The following is a 14,660-nucleotide window of genomic DNA, read 5'->3' on the forward strand; positions in this document are numbered from 1 at the left end:
ATCCCGGCTCAATTGCGGGCGTAGGCAGCGCGACCGTTGTTGAGGTCGTCGATGAAGGCTGCGAACCTGTGCGTCCCCTCCTCGTGCATGACAAGCGGAGCCCGAAGCGTCAATCGGGCTCGCGAGCCCTTTATCGCCGTGACAAGGATACGCACGGCATTTTCGCCCTGGCGCGGGTGGATCGGGGTGATCTCGATGCCGCCGAAACGCCTGCCGCAGGCCGAGACAATCTCGACGATCGACTGTGGCCGGGCAATCAACGACAGCTGGCCGCCCGGTATCATTATGGCGCCCGCTGTCCTGACCCAGCTTTCAAATAGGCCCTCCGTCATTGCATGCGCTTCCGCCTTCAACGCATCCGGCGTCAGGCGGTCGCTGCCGTCGTTGAAGGGAGGGTTCATGATGACATGGTGAAAACTGTCGTCCGCAAGCCCTGCATCGTTGCGCGCCTTGCCGGTGAGTGTCACGTCCGCCGCGGCCACCGAGACGCGGGCGGCAAGCCGAGCATTCTCAGGCAATGCAAGGCTCTTGGCCGCAAAGCTGGCCATTTCGACCGAGCGCTCGAACAACACGACCTCCGCCCGCTTAAGCCTTGACGCCACGGCAAACCCGGCAGCGCCGGCGCCGGCGCCAAGATCGGCGACGCGGACCGGGCGTTGGTCGTCAACGAGCGAGGCAAGCAGCATCGCGTCCATGCCGGATCGATGTCCCCTGCCCTTCGGCTGGACAATGTGAAACGCGCCGCGGTGGAAAGCATCGACGGTTTCAGCAGGGGCGTTCATGACTAAGGCTCAGCTCCTTGTGGCACGCAGCTCGTCGCCGAGCCCGGCGTCGATGAGAATACGGCGCGCCTGAATTGCGCGGTCTTCCTCGACCATGAAGCGGCGTGGCAGCATGCCGAGGGAGCCTTCGAGGATGCTCATCGCTTCGTCGGCGATCATGCAGCGGATCCCGGCGTCCTTCATCAGACTTTCGGCAAAGGAGAGTGTTACGGGATCGTTTGTGCGGATCAATTCTTGCATGAGCGTTGTGTTTCCTGTCAATTTTGCGCGACGAGACAATTCGCCCCTTGCCGGGCAACCTGCCCCTTCTTATGGTCGTTTGCAGCAAATGAACAGGAGTCCGGATCGTTGGGCGTCGTGATACCGCTTGAAGAAAGCAAAAATAAACTGGCATCCATCAAGCCGTTGGTGGATCTGACCAAGGCGGACATGGAACGCGCCAACCAGTTGATCCTTTCGAAGGCCGGCTCCGACGTGCAGATGATTCCAGAAGTGGCGGAGCATCTTATCTCTTCCGGCGGCAAGCGTCTGCGGCCGATGTTGACGATCGCATCCTCGCTGCTGTTCGGCTACAAGGGCGACAATCACATCCGGCTCGCCACCAGCGTCGAATTCCTCCACACGGCCACGCTCCTGCATGACGATGTGGTCGACGAAAGCGACCTGCGCCGCGGGCGCTCAACGGCGCGGATGATCTGGGGCAACCAGGCAAGCGTGCTGGTCGGCGATTTCCTGCTTGGCCAGGCCTTCCGCATGATGGTCGAGGTCGGCTCGTTGGAAGCGCTCGATGTGCTGTCGTCGGCTGCCTGTGTCATCGCCGAAGGCGAAGTGCTGCAGCTCTCGGTCTCGAAGAACATGGAGACGACGGAAGACGACTATCTCTCCGTCATCCGCGCCAAGACGGCAGCTCTGTTTGCCGCCGCCGCCGAAGTCGGGCCGATCGTCGCCAATGCGAGCAAGGCGGATCGCAACGCACTGAAGTCCTACGGCACCAATCTCGGGCTTGCCTTCCAGCTGGTCGATGACGCGCTGGACTACGGCGGCAAGGCCGCCGATCTCGGCAAGAATGTCGGCGACGACTTCCGCGAGGGCAAGATCACGCTTCCGGTCATTCTGTCCTATCGCCGCGGCACCGAGGACGAGCGCGCCTTCTGGCGCAACGCCATCGAGGGCGGCAACAGCAGCGACGCCAATCTCGAAAAGGCGCTTGGCCTGATCACCAAATATGGCGCGCTCAGCGACACCATCGGCCGCGCCGTTCACTACGGCACCATCGCCCGCGACGCGCTCGCCCCGCTGCCTGACACGCCGTGGAAATCGGCTCTTCTGGAAGTGATCGATTTCTGCATCGAACGCGTTAACTGATACAAGGCGGGCTGATTTTCTTGCGGGAGCGCTTCAAAAAAGCCATCCTGTTATGAATCAGTGGTCACAATTGCATTGTGCATCCGGACTGCTCAGTGGCAGTCCTTGAAGAAAGGTTTCCCATGCGGCAAAGACTTGCCATCCGTTTTCTCTCGGGCGCAGCGTTGGCAGCGGTCCTTTCCCTGTCCGCCATAAATGCCGCACGGGCTGAGGATGCAGCAAAGCCGGCGACTGCGGCAAACGATACCGTGACCTTCGATGCCGATAGTGTAGATACCTTTGCCGGCGCCTTTCTTGCGGCCCGCACGGCCGATGTCGATCACGATTACGACACGGCGATTGCGCTCTACAAGAAATCGTTGCTGATCGAGCCGGGCAATCCAGAAATCCGCCAGCGGCTGATGATCTCGCTGCTCCTTAACGGCAATATCGAGGAGGGCGTCAAATACGCCAACGACCTCAAGGGCGACCCGACCGTCGAGCGCGTCACCACGATCGTGCGCGGCATGGATGCCATCCGCCGCCACGACTACAAGGCGGCGCAGGCGGTCTTGAAATATGACGGCCCGAACGATCTCGACCGGATGATGAACAATCTCCTTCTCGCCTGGGCACAGGTCGGCGCCGGGCACGGCAAGGAAGCCCTTGCCATGGTCGACAAGATGCACGGGCCGGACTGGTTCAACATCTTCAAGAACTACCAGGCTGGCGCTATCGCCATCGTCATCGGCGACGGCAAGGCGGCGCGGTCGCATCTCAACGATGCCGTGCTCGACAAGGAAGGCGGCGCCACCGCGCCCGACACCTATATGCGCGCCGTGATGGCGCTGGCTGAGCTCGAGGCCAAGGACGGCAACCAGCAGAAGGCGCTGGACGCCGTTGCCGTCGGCGAAAACCTGATCAACAATTATGCACCGCTGAACGCGCTTCGCGAAACCATCAAGAGTGGCGGAGTGCCCGAACAAGCGGTGACCAATGCCTCGCAGGGCGTGGCCTCCGTGCTGTTTTCAGTCGGCGCGGCGCTGAACCGCGATGGGGCCGAAGATGTCGTGTCGCTCTATCTAGAGATCGCCAATGCGCTTGATCCAAAGAGCGCCGATACGCTGGTCATGCTCGGCGGCATCGCCGAGAAACAGAGCCAGACCGATCGTGCTATCGCCTTCTACAAGCAAGTGCCGAATTCGTCGCCGATGTCGCGGATTTCCGAGTTGCAGCTTGGCCTGGCGCTTGCCCAGGGCGGCAAGACCGACGATGCCAAGAAGCACCTGAAGGGCCTGATCGACGCCGATCCCAAGGATGTCCATAACTATATCGCCTATGGCGGCGTGCTATCGCAGGCCAAGGACTACCAGGCGATGGCCGACAACTACGACAAGGCCGTACAGATTCTCGGCACAGTGCCGAACCGCGGCGACTGGGTCGTTTATTTCCAGAGGGCGATTGCCTATGAGCGGCTGAAGAAGTGGGACCTGGCCGAGCCAAATTTCAAGAAGGCGCTCGAACTCAACCCCGACCAGCCGCAGGTGCTGAACTATCTCGGCTATTCCTGGGTCGACATGAACCGCAACCTCGACGACGGGCTGGCGATGATCAAGAAGGCGGTCGATCTGAAGCCCGATGACGGCTACATCGTCGATTCGCTCGGCTGGGCCTATTTCCGCCTCAACCGCTTCACCGACGCGGTCAACGAGCTTGAGCGCGCCGTTCAGCTCGAGGCCGGCGACGCAACGGTCAACGACCACCTGGGCGACGCCTACTGGCGCGTCGGGCGTAAGCTCGAAGCCGTCTACCAGTGGAACCGCGCTCTCGTCTACAAGCCCGAGGATGCCGATATCCCGCGGATCAAGGACAAGATCGCCAACGGCTTGCCCGCCGCCGAGGAACCGAAGGCTGCCGAAAAGGCCAAGCTGCCGGAAACCGCGCCGGTGGAACCGCCTGCACCGCCTGCGGATAAGAAGTCCTAAGGCGCCATGCTGCCGACATTTGACGCGGGCTCGTTCGACCTTACCGAAGACGCGCCCGCGAAAATCAATCTGGCCCTGCATGTGACCGGGCGTCGAGCCGATGGCTATCATCTGCTCGACATGCTGGTAACCTTTACAAGGCATGGAGACATCCTCGGTTTCCGCACGGCCGATCGTGACGCGTTTACGCTTTCTGGCCGCTTCTCACCGCAGCTGGCAACCAGCGCAGACGACCATGGCAATCTCGTCCTGAAGGCCCGCGACCTGTTGCGGGAATGCGCCGCCGGTCTCGGTCTCGAAACGCCCCCGGTTCACATTCATCTCGAAAAGAACCTGCCCATCGCCTCGGGCATCGGCGGTGGATCGGCGGATGCCGCTGCCGCGCTGCGTGGCCTTTTGCGCCTGTGGAACTTCACCCTGCCTGCCAACACCCTCGCCTCACTGGCGCTGCGGCTCGGGGCGGATGTGCCCATGTGCCTTGAACGCCGCCCGCTGATTGCCCGAGGGATTGGCGAGCAACTCATGCCTCTTGCCCACTTTCCATCCTTCGCAATGGTGCTCGGCAATCCGCTGGTCGGGGTATCCACGCCCGATGTCTTTCGCCAGCTTCAAAGCCGGGATAACCCACCCTTTGCATTTTCCGGCCACGAGCCGCGCGACCGGGCCGACTGGATTTCGCTAATCGCAGGATTGCGCAACGATCTGGAACCGTCGGCGCGTGGCCTCTGCGGCGAGATCAAACAGCTTTCCGCGCTGATGGTGATGCAGCGCACGCTGCTTGTGCGCATGTCCGGCTCGGGGGCCACCTGCTTTGGCCTGTTCGAGACGTTGGATCAAGCCGAGGCGGCGGCGACTTGCCTTCACAGCGCCAAGCCCGACTGGTATTTTCAAGCGACGGAAACGATCGCGGGAGACGAATAATGGCAAATACCGGCGAACCACGGCCCTTTATTCCGCTCGGGATCGCCGTGCTCACCGTCTCCGATACGCGCACCTTTGCCGACGACAAATCCGGCGACACGCTTGCGGCTCGGATAACTGAGGCCGGACACCGGTTGATTGCCCGCGCCATTGCCCCCGACGACAAGGAGCGCATTCGCGCCGAGGTGGTCGCGTGGACGCGCGATGACGACATCGACGTCGTCATCACCACCGGCGGCACCGGCTTTACTGGCCGCGACGTCACGCCGGAGGCATTGGAACCGCTGTTCGAGAAGCGGATGGATGGCTTTTCGGCGGTGTTCCACCGTATTTCCTACGACAAGATCGGCACCGCGACGATCCAGTCGCGCGCGACCGGCGGCATTGCCAATTCCACCTTCATATTCGTACTTCCCGGCTCTCCTGGCGCCTGCAAGGACGCGTGGGACGGCATCTTGAAAGCGCAGCTCGACTACCGCCATTTGCCGTGCAATTTCGTGGAGATCATGCCCCGGCTCGGCGAGCATCTCAAGCGCGGCTGACACTCAACAGCGAGCCGTCAGCGCGCAGCGCGGGCGACCCATGAGGGAATAAGCTCGCTCGACAGCTTGCGGATCTTCTGGCCCTTGGCGAATTCGGACAGCTGCATGCCGGTCCTCGCAGCAGCAATCGCCTGGCCCTTCGACATCAGAAACCCAAGCTCCAGCGGCGGCAGAGCCCTGCCGATACGCTTCAGGAATGGTCGGCGATAGCCCCTGGACTCCGTGAAGCGCGCCGGCACCTTGTTCAGCGCCATATATTCGGCAATCTCGTCTATCCAGCCCGACTGTGGCCTTGCCCCCGGCTCGACCAGCAACAGCCATTCGCCGCGCGCAGAACGCAATATATCCTTGATATCCCATTGCGAATAGAAACGGCAGCCCGCGGCATCCGCCACGCGCGACGTGCCGTCGCGCGAGCCGTGATCAAGCACGACGACGTCGCAGACTAGGCCTTCGACGGCGCCGGAAACCAGCGCGGCCAACGTCTGCGCCAGCTCCGGCTCCTGATCCTTGCATTCGATGATCACTGTCAACATTGCCTATCTATAGAGCGCCGCACATATGAATGCCAGAGACAGTTTCCGCATTTTGTTCTTGCATTGTTCTCATCGGTGCGATAGGAATTTAATCACTGATGATGCAGCACGCAACGGCGTTTCTGCCGCTGGAGTTATCGATGAGACAGCAATCGCTCGCAGGGCAGGCCGCATTTGCGCCTGCCAACACGGCAGATATTGCCGATGCGCTGGTCACGGCCTCCGGTCTCAGGATCGAGGTCGATCGCAGGCGCGGACGTGGTGCGGGTCTCAATCCCGGTGGGCGTTTCGAGCCCTCGCGGCACGAGAGCTTCGATGACGGCTGGCAATCACTCGAAGACCTGCCGCCGTTCAAGACCGAGGTGCAGATCGAGAAGCCACGCACCGCGATTACCCGCAACACATCGCCGGATATTCCCTTCGACCGGTCGATCAATCCCTATCGCGGCTGCGAACATGGCTGCATCTACTGCTTTGCGCGTCCGACTCATGCCTATATGGGCCTGTCGGCGGGGCTTGATTTCGAGACGAAGCTCTTTGCCAAGCCAGATGCGGCCAAGCTTCTGCAGCGGGAGCTGGCAAAGCCAGGCTATACGCCGAGGGTGATCGCCATCGGCACTAATACCGACCCATATCAGCCGATCGAAAAGGAGTGGCGGATCATGCGCCAGATCCTCGAAGTGCTGAACCAGGCCAATCATCCGGTCTCGATCGTGACGAAATCGGCGATGGTGATGCGGGATATCGACATCCTGACCGAATTGGCGCTCAAGAACCTCGTGCGCGTGTCGCTTTCCGTCACTACGCTCGACCGCAAGCTTGCCCGCACGATGGAACCCCGCGCCTCTACGCCGACACGGCGGCTGGAAGCGATCCGCGCGCTGTCAGAGGCCGGGATACCGGCATCCGTCCTGGTCGCGCCGATCATTCCGGCGCTCAACGACCATGAGATGGAGCGCATTCTCGACTCGGCAAAGGCGGCGGGTGCGCTCGAGGCCGGCTATGTGATGTTGCGTTTGCCGCTGGAAGTGAGCCCGCTTTTTCGCGACTGGCTGCTGCAGAACTATCCCGATCGCTATCGTCATGTGATGTCGCTGGTGCGCGAGATGCGCGGCGGCAAGGACTATGACGCGGAGTTCGGCAAGCGGATGAAGGGTGCGGGTCCCTATGCCTGGCAGATCAGCCGCCGCTTCGAGCTTGCGACCAAGCGGCTCGGCCTTACCCGCCGCAGCATCCAGCTTCGCGGTGACCTGTTCGTGCCGCCTGATGGCAGCGGCGTGCAGCTGTCTCTGCTCTAGAGTTTTTTGATCAGGTTCCCGTGGATGGCTCCGCCCCGGCCATCCGCAGGACTGCCCCCGGACCGCCGCCCTGTTCCCGGGGGCTTGCAGGAAATCGGTGTGGCGTGCAAGGGTCAGCCGCATGGCCCGTAGCACGTCACCCGATTCTCCTCTGCTTTTCGACGAAGCTCCGCTCGTTCCCGATTTCGCGCTGGAGCTTTCGGCGCGTAGGGCCGGGCATTGGCCCGTGGCCGGTGCCGACGAGGCCGGGCGCGGACCTTTGGCCGGGCCTGTCGTTGCCGCCGCCGTCATCCTCGATCCCGATCGCATTCCGGATGGATTGAACGATTCCAAGCTTCTCTCCGCTGCAAGACGGGAAGCATTGTTTGAGATCATCCTCGCTACCGCGACCGTCGCCATCGCCTCGTCCAGCGCCACGCGCATCGACGAGACCGATATTCGCAAGGCCAGCCTCGATGCCATGCGCCGCGCGGTGCTGGGGCTTGCCATCCCCGCAAGCTACGTGTTGACGGACGGGCTCGACGTCCCCCCGGGGCTTGCCTGCCCGGGCAAGGCAGTGGTTAAGGGCGATGCACGCTCTTTTTCTATCGCCGCAGCCTCGATCGTCGCCAAGGTGACGCGCGACCGGATGATGACGCGGGCGCATCTGGTGTTTCCGGACTATGGTTTTGCCATGCATGCGGGCTACGGCACCGCAATCCACCGCAACAACATCGAACGGGTCGGCCCCTGCCGCCTCCACCGCATGAGCTTCCGGCCGCTGCGCAAGGACGACGTGTGAGGCACCTCCCCTTTCCCCATCGGGGAGAAGGGGAGTTCCAACCACTTGGTTCGAGGCTGCTCTCTACCTCCCCCTTGATGGGGGAGGTCGCGCGAACGCGCGGGTGGGGCTGACCATCTGATGTAACAAAAGGATCACCCCGCCCTGGCACTCTGTGCCGACCCTCCCCATCAAAGGGAGGGTGTAAAAGAAAGGCCGGGACAATGCCCGGCCCTCGTATTTCGATATCGCTGGTATCGCCTAGTTGAGGCGGGCCTTGACGTCGCTGACTGCGGTCTTGAAGAGGTCAGATTGCACCTTGGCGTCCGCCTTCTTGGCAAGCACTGTTTCCGCGGCAGCAATTGCAAGGTCGACTGCGGCAGAACGAACAGCCTTGATCGCGTCGGCTTCCGCCTGCTTGATCTTCTGCTCGGAGAGAGCCGTGCGGTTGGCGACGAATTCGTCGGTCTTCGCCTTGGCTTCCGCGGTCAGCATCTCGGCCTCGCGACCGGCGGTGGCAACGATCTGCGCTGCTTCCGCTTCAGCTTCCTTACGCTTGCGCTGATATTCAGCCAGCAGGTGCTGAGCTTCCTCGCGCAGGCGCTTGGCTTCGGCAAGCTCGTTGCGGATCTGATCGGCGCGGTCGTCGAGCGACTTTGCCATCATGCCCGGAACCTTCAGATAGACGACAATGCCGAGAAAAATCAGCAGGCCGACGAAGGCGAAGAATGTCTGGTCCAAACCGAATTCCATGGATCAACCCTCCCGCTTTACGTTGGCAGAAGCAACGGCCGAAGAGATGTCGGCCTTGGCGACCGTTCCGCCGATGAGCTGTTCGACGACTGCTGACGCCGTTTCCTCGGCGATGGCGCCGACGTCTGCGAAGGCCTTGGTCTTGACTTCGGCAATGCGCGCCTCGGCAGACTTCAGCGTTGCGGCAAGGCTTGCCTCTATGGCGCGGCGGTCTGCTTCCGCCTTGGTCTTGGCGGCGTCGCGGGCAGTAGCACCGATGGCGTTTGCCTTGGCGCGGGCGGCAGCTAGCTCGCCTTCATATGTCTCGACCGCAGCGTCTGCCTCGGCCTTCAACCGCGCAGCCTCGTCGATATCCTGTGCCAGGCGGGCATGCCGGGTTCCCAGAATGTCGGCGATGCGCGGTGCAAGGACCTTCTGCATGAGCACATAAAATAGGCCAAACGTGACCACCAGCCAAAGCAGCGATGATGCGTAGGTCGTCTGGTCGAATGGCGGAAATACGTGGCCGGCGCCTTCGTGCGTACCGGTTTCCGTATGCGTTCCGCCTGTCGCGGGCGCGGCCGCCTGAGCTGTCTCGGTCGTCGCCGCAGCGTCTTCCGCATAAGCCGGGGTCACAAACATGCTCACCTCCAGGTGTCCTGCAAATACGAAGGATCACGGTCCGCATAAAGCAAACCGTGATCCATCAAGTCGTCGTTACTTAACGAAGAGCAGAAGGAGAGCGACGAGCAGCGAGAAGATGCCCAAGGCTTCCGTAACCGCGAAGCCGAAAATCAGACGGCCGAACTGGCTGTCAGCGGCAGACGGATTGCGCAGAGCGCCGGAGAGGTAGCTGCCGAAGATGTTGCCGAGGCCGAGAGCCGTGCCGGCCATGCCAAAGCAAGCGAGGCCTGCACCGATGTACTTTGCTGCTTCCGCGTCCATGTTGAACTCCTTTGAATGGTTGTTGCGGCAAATGACTGACGCCCTGAGACGCCAATGGCTGTATCCTTAGTGACCGCCCGGATGGATTGCGTCGTTGAGGTACATACAAGTCAGCACCGCAAAGACGTAAGCCTGGAGGAAGGCAACTAGGAACTCAAGACCAGTCAGGGCGACGGTCATGATGAGGGGAAGAACGGCTCCACCGATACCAAGCGCGCCGAGGGCTCCGAGCGAGGCAACGAAGCCTGCGAACACCTTGAGCGCGATATGGCCTGCCAGCATGTTGGCGAAGAGACGAACGGAGAGCGAAATCGGCCGGGAGAGGAAGGAGATGATTTCGATGACCACAACCAGCGGCAACAGTGCCATCGGAATGCCATGCGGCACGAACAGCTTCAGGAAGCCGAGGCCGTGCCTGACGAAACCATAGAGAATGACAGTCAGGATGACGAAAAGCGCCAAGGCGAAGGTAACGATGATCTGGCTGGTGACGGTATAAAAATAGGGAACCATGCCGAGCAGGTTCGCCGTCAGAACGAAAAGAAACAGCGAGAATACCATCGGGAAGAACTTCATTCCCTGGCTGCCCGCCCCTTCCTTCAGCATGTTGGCGATGAACTCATAGGACATCTCGGCCATCGACTGCGAACGCGAAGGGATCAGGCTGCGATTGGTCGTCGAGAAGAACAGGAACGCGGAAGCAATGGCGACGGTCGCGACCATGAAAAGCGATACGTTGGTGAACGAGAAATCAATTCCACCAATCTCGATCGGCACAATCTTCTGGATCAGGAACTGATGGGTCGGATCGTTAGCCACCGCTTGTCTCTCTTCTTTATCCGTCCGGAGACGGCGATCATTTTTCTGGTCGCATCGCCCGCTAGGACAGTGCTTCCTGTGTCAGTCTTTGCCTTTGCCGGGGCCGGCTGTTGGCGGCGTCGAAACCATCCCTGCCGAACGCAAGACATTCAGCACGCCGGCGCAGAATCCGAGAAGCAGCAAAACGATCATGCCCCACGGCGCTGTACCGACAAAACGGTCGAGGAGATAGCCCAAAATTGCACCGGCGATGATGGCAGCGATGAATTCGCTCGAAAGCTTCATCGCCTCGGCATAGCCCTTGCGGCTTGCCTCGGCGCGAACCTCGCGTGGTCCGTCCTCTCCCACCTCCTTACGCAGGGTTTCCAATTCGGCCCCCAGCTGCGTCCGGCGCTTTTCCAGACCTTCGTCCCGGTCATCCGTCATGGTGGTCTCCTCGCCTTTACATTGCCCGCAATCCCGTACCCCGGTAAACGCGCAACAAAGGGCAGGTTTTCACCTTTCGGCCCGTTTTGAAGTCGCGCGCAACATAGTTTTCGGGAAAAGCATAGTCAAGGCGTAGAAGTCAGATGTCCAGCCATTAATTATCCGAGATAAATCATGGACTTATCGCAAACACTCGTGGTTCGGGAAAAACGGGCGGCGAGAATCTCCCGCAGGCGGATGCATTCCCGCCCTGTAGTAACCGAAATGACGCGCATTTGCGCTTCGCAGCCCGCTCTGGCGGTCAGCTCCAGCCGCCGCCATAGGTTCGATAGAAGATGTGCATGCCGATGCGGCCGACCTTCACCATTTCGGCCGCCCAGCGGGGGCGGACGTAGACGGCATGATAGTGCGTTGCCGAGCCGACCTCCGGTAGCCAGATCTTGCCAGCCGTCACCGCCATCGCCACCTGACGGGCTACCTGCCAGTGATACGGCGAGTTCACCTTGTCCTTGACCTTGTCGCAGGCGAAGGAAAACTGGCAGGCGTTGGTCCAGTCCTCGTTCTGATAGACAACGCCGCAGATCGTCTTCGGGTAAGCGGGGTTTCGGACGCGATTGAGAATGACCTGGGCGACGGCAGCCTGGCCCCTCAACGATTCGCCGCGCGACTCGAAGTAGATGCCGGTGGCCAGACATTGCTGCTCGTCCGGAGAGAAGACCTCGGCCGGCAGCACGTTGGCTGCCCAGGCATGGTCCTTCGGCCCGATCTTCGGCACGAAGCGGCCACCGGCGCTAGGGTCCTTGGTGAGGATGGAATCAAATGGCGAGGTCGTCGCGTAGTCCGGGGCCGGCGACGCATAGGCGGCGGCGAGCGAGTCGGCCCCGTCATTGGTCACGAGGCTTGCAAGGATCGGCGGAACGCCCTCGTTCGGTACCCGCGGCTTTTCCTTGGAGAACACAGAGGCCATTTCCACCGGATTGTCGCCGCCCGCCGCGTCGCTATCCTTGACGAAGGCGGTCTTGGTCGTCAGATCGGATTGCGGAATGTCGAATTCGGGACGAAATATGAGGGTGGTGCGTTGCAGGATCGAGCCGGCGGTGAAATCCTTCGGCGGCTGCATCCGCTCGACGCTGACAATCCTGCCCTTCTTGCCGTGGCGGTTGATCCGCTCCTCGTCCGTTTTCGGATCGCTGCCCTTTTCCTTCGATGGGAATGCCACACGCCGGCCATCGGGAAGGACCATGCCGCCGTCCATGGCACTTTCGTTTCCGGCATTGCCGAAGGCAAGTTCCGCTTGATGGATCGAGCCCGCCGGAGAATTGGTCAGCACCATACGCCAGTTGCCACTCCCCCCGTCCAGTCCCGCGAGCATGCCGGCAAGATCGGCGTGGGCGGATACCGTGGGGAAGACCAGCCAAGCGCAGAGCCCGAACACCGCGGGCGAAAGCCAGTTTTCTGGCAGCAAAGAAAGCTTGCGGGGGAAACGTTTCAAGCGACGCAACACCGGACTCCACTGGCACTGGAAGATGGAGGCCGATAATCTCCCATTAACCTTGATGGATGGTTAATTCCCGCCGCATGAGCTTAACAAGAAGCCGAGCATGAAGGCCTGCCCGAGGACCAGACCCGTCAGTCACGTTGGCCGATATGCATCAGATAATGACGTGGGAGCCCAGTTCGACGACGCGGTTGGCCGGCAGGCGGAAATAGTCCGACGGGTCAGTTGCTGCGTTGGCGAGCGCAATGAACAGCCGGTCTTGCCAGTGCGGCATGCCGGATTTCGCGTCGGGAACGAGCTTGCGGCGTCCGAGATAGAAGGAGGTCGTCATGATGTCGAACTTCAGCCCGGTCTTGCGCAATGCGGCGAGCGCCTGGGAAACATTCTGCGATTCCATGAAGCCAAAACGCAGTTCGACCTTCGAGAAGCGCTCGGAGATCTTTTCGACCGTGTAGCGGTCGTCATGGGCGACGCGGGGCTTGTTGATCGTGCGGATCGTCAGGATGACGTTCTTGTCGTGCAGAACGTGATTGTGCTTCAGATTGTGCAACAGCGCTGCCGGTGCCGATTCCGGATCGCTGGTGAGGAAGATCGCGGTGCCTGGTACCGCGGCCGGCGAATGCTCGCTCTTGCGCTCGATCGAGCTTACAAAGGACGGCAGCGGAATATCCGTATGACGGGTTTTTTCCATCAGGATGCCGGTGCCTCGTCGCCAGGTCCACATGACGATCATGAAGGCCGAGGCGATCATGACGGGAATATAGCCGCCGTCGCGGATCTTCAGAAGGTTGGCTCCGAGGAAGATCAGCTCGAGCAGGACCAGCGGCAAAAGCACCGTGGTTGCAACCGTTATCGACCAGTTCCAGCGGACGCGGACAAATTCGAAGGCCATGATTGAGGTCACGACCATGGCGCCGGTGACCGAGATACCGTAGGCGATCGCCAGCGAATCCGAGCTGCGGAAGCTGACAACGAGGAAGATCACGCCGAAAAACAGCAGCGTATTGACCGACGGCAGGAAGATCTGCCCGGTGTTGGTCTCCGACGTGAACAGGATTTCCATGCGCGGCAGGAAGCCAAGGTGAATTGCCTGGCGGGTCAGCGAGAAGGCGCCGGTTATGACCGCCTGGCTGGCGATGATCGTCGCTGCAGTAGCGAGGATAACCACCGGCAGCAGCGCCCAATGGGGATACATCAAGAAGAACGGATCCGACATTGCCAGCGGTTCGCGCAGGACAAGCGCACCCTGGCCGAGATAATTCAGCGTCAGCGACGGGAAGACGATCACGAACCACGCCCACTGGATCGGGCGGCGCCCGAAATGGCCTAGATCAGCGTAGAGCGCTTCGGCGCCGGTCACAGTCAGGAAGACGGCGCCAAGGACGACGATGCCCAAGAAGCCTTCATGCAGCAGGAAGTTGATCGCGTACCAAGGATTAAAGGCAACGAGAATACCGTAGTCGTCAGGAATATGCATCAGGCCGGCAAAGCCGATGACGAGAAACCAGAGCACTGTGATCGGCCCGAAGAACTGAGCGACCGCCCCCGTTCCACGCGACTGGATAGCGAATAGAAAGGCCAGGATCGCCACCGAAATCGGGACGATGTAGGTGGACAGTGTCGGCGTGACGAGCTTCAGGCCCTCGACGGCTGACAGGACGGACAAGGCCGGCGTGATCATGGCGTCGCCGAGAAACAGCGCCGCGCCGGTCAAACCCAACACCATCAGTATGGCAGTGTGGCCGTTTGCGGTCTTCATCAACAGCGCCAGCAGCGACAGCGTGCCGCCTTCGCCGTCATTGTCGGCGCGCAGCAGGAAGAGGACGTATTTCAGCGTGACGATGATGGTCAGCGCCCAGAGCATCAGCGAAACAAGACTGATGACCTCGCCGCGGGTCAACCCGTCGGCGGCAACCGGCTTCAATGCTTCGCGAAAGGCGTAGAGCGGGCTCGTCCCGATGTCGCCATAGACGACGCCGACAGAGCCGATGGCCAGGTAGAAGAGCTTGCGCGTGCTCATTTTCCCATGGGGAGAATGATGGGTTTCATTTGACATTCAGGATCACTAGGCT

The 14,660-nt window shown here is 61.1% G+C and carries 16 protein-coding genes; 6 read left to right on the forward strand and 10 right to left on the reverse strand.

What is annotated here, in order from left to right; genetic code table 11:
- Nucleotides 1-8: 8 nt before the first annotated feature.
- Together AB4Z52_RS16385 and AB4Z52_RS16390 are read right to left on the reverse strand one after the other, a co-directional pair.
- Complete coding sequence (locus tag AB4Z52_RS16385) at nucleotides 9-782, reverse strand: tRNA1(Val) (adenine(37)-N6)-methyltransferase (RefSeq protein ID WP_442218980.1); 774 nt, start codon at nucleotides 780-782, stop codon at nucleotides 9-11.
- A gap of 9 nt (nucleotides 783-791) precedes the next feature.
- A complete protein-coding gene (locus AB4Z52_RS16390) occupies nucleotides 792-1,022 on the reverse strand; it encodes a putative signal transducing protein (RefSeq protein WP_442218981.1) in 231 nt (76 codons plus the stop codon).
- 108 nt (nucleotides 1,023-1,130) lie between these two features.
- Between AB4Z52_RS16390 and AB4Z52_RS16395 the strand changes: the two genes are divergently transcribed.
- From AB4Z52_RS16395 to moaB, 4 genes are all read left to right on the forward strand, one after another.
- The gene (locus AB4Z52_RS16395) at nucleotides 1,131-2,147 is read left to right on the forward strand and encodes a polyprenyl synthetase family protein (RefSeq protein ID WP_442218982.1); all 1,017 of its coding nucleotides are present in this window, start codon (nucleotides 1,131-1,133) and stop codon (nucleotides 2,145-2,147) included.
- 122 nt (nucleotides 2,148-2,269) lie between these two features.
- Complete coding sequence (locus tag AB4Z52_RS16400) at nucleotides 2,270-4,111, forward strand: tetratricopeptide repeat protein (protein ID WP_442218983.1); 1,842 nt, start codon at nucleotides 2,270-2,272, stop codon at nucleotides 4,109-4,111.
- A 6-nt stretch (nucleotides 4,112-4,117) separates the two neighbouring features.
- Nucleotides 4,118-5,032 carry a 4-(cytidine 5'-diphospho)-2-C-methyl-D-erythritol kinase gene (locus tag AB4Z52_RS16405; protein ID WP_442218984.1) on the forward strand — a complete coding sequence of 305 codons (915 nt, stop codon included), beginning with the start codon at nucleotides 4,118-4,120 and terminating at the stop codon, nucleotides 5,030-5,032.
- Nucleotides 5,032-5,574, forward strand: coding sequence for a molybdenum cofactor biosynthesis protein B (gene moaB / locus AB4Z52_RS16410; RefSeq protein WP_442218985.1), 543 nt, complete (start codon nucleotides 5,032-5,034; stop codon nucleotides 5,572-5,574). Before AB4Z52_RS16405 ends, moaB begins: the two co-directional genes overlap by 1 nt.
- Nucleotides 5,575-5,591: 17 nt before the next feature.
- Here the strand turns inward: moaB and AB4Z52_RS16415 are convergent, their stop codons facing one another.
- A complete protein-coding gene (locus AB4Z52_RS16415) occupies nucleotides 5,592-6,110 on the reverse strand; it encodes a glycosyl transferase (RefSeq protein ID WP_442218986.1) in 519 nt (172 codons plus the stop codon).
- A gap of 140 nt (nucleotides 6,111-6,250) precedes the next feature.
- Here AB4Z52_RS16415 and AB4Z52_RS16420 point away from each other — a divergent pair, with 140 nt between their 5' ends.
- A complete protein-coding gene (locus AB4Z52_RS16420) occupies nucleotides 6,251-7,408 on the forward strand; it encodes a PA0069 family radical SAM protein (RefSeq protein ID WP_442218987.1) in 1,158 nt (385 codons plus the stop codon).
- A gap of 121 nt (nucleotides 7,409-7,529) precedes the next feature.
- Nucleotides 7,530-8,189: a ribonuclease HII gene (locus tag AB4Z52_RS16425; RefSeq protein ID WP_442218988.1), complete on the forward strand. Its 660-nt coding sequence runs from the start codon at nucleotides 7,530-7,532 to the stop codon at nucleotides 8,187-8,189.
- A 240-nt stretch (nucleotides 8,190-8,429) separates the two neighbouring features.
- Here the strand turns inward: AB4Z52_RS16425 and AB4Z52_RS16430 are convergent, their stop codons facing one another.
- The 7 genes from AB4Z52_RS16430 to AB4Z52_RS16460 form a co-directional block, all read right to left on the reverse strand.
- On the reverse strand, nucleotides 8,430-8,921 hold the full coding sequence (locus tag AB4Z52_RS16430; RefSeq protein WP_442218989.1) for a F0F1 ATP synthase subunit B: 492 nt from the start codon (nucleotides 8,919-8,921) through the stop codon (nucleotides 8,430-8,432).
- A 3-nt stretch (nucleotides 8,922-8,924) separates the two neighbouring features.
- Nucleotides 8,925-9,542, reverse strand: a complete 618-nt coding sequence (locus tag AB4Z52_RS16435) for a F0F1 ATP synthase subunit B (RefSeq protein ID WP_442218990.1) — start codon at nucleotides 9,540-9,542, stop codon at nucleotides 8,925-8,927.
- A gap of 75 nt (nucleotides 9,543-9,617) precedes the next feature.
- Nucleotides 9,618-9,845, reverse strand: coding sequence for a F0F1 ATP synthase subunit C (locus AB4Z52_RS16440; RefSeq protein WP_442218991.1), 228 nt, complete (start codon nucleotides 9,843-9,845; stop codon nucleotides 9,618-9,620).
- 66 nt (nucleotides 9,846-9,911) lie between these two features.
- Nucleotides 9,912-10,664, reverse strand: a complete 753-nt coding sequence (locus AB4Z52_RS16445; protein ID WP_442218992.1) for a F0F1 ATP synthase subunit A — start codon at nucleotides 10,662-10,664, stop codon at nucleotides 9,912-9,914.
- An 81-nt stretch (nucleotides 10,665-10,745) separates the two neighbouring features.
- Nucleotides 10,746-11,090 (reverse strand): AtpZ/AtpI family protein, encoded by a 345-nt coding sequence (locus AB4Z52_RS16450; protein ID WP_442218993.1) that lies wholly within the window; start codon nucleotides 11,088-11,090, stop codon nucleotides 10,746-10,748.
- A gap of 301 nt (nucleotides 11,091-11,391) precedes the next feature.
- Nucleotides 11,392-12,591, reverse strand: a complete 1,200-nt coding sequence (locus AB4Z52_RS16455; protein WP_442218994.1) for a cell wall hydrolase — start codon at nucleotides 12,589-12,591, stop codon at nucleotides 11,392-11,394.
- 151 nt (nucleotides 12,592-12,742) lie between these two features.
- Nucleotides 12,743-14,608, reverse strand: a complete 1,866-nt coding sequence (locus tag AB4Z52_RS16460) for a potassium transporter Kup (protein ID WP_442218995.1) — start codon at nucleotides 14,606-14,608, stop codon at nucleotides 12,743-12,745.
- Nucleotides 14,609-14,660 lie beyond the last annotated feature (52 nt).

It is taken from the genome of Rhizobium sp. 2YAF20, assembly GCF_052114685.1.
GTDB lineage: Bacteria > Pseudomonadota > Alphaproteobacteria > Rhizobiales > Rhizobiaceae > Rhizobium.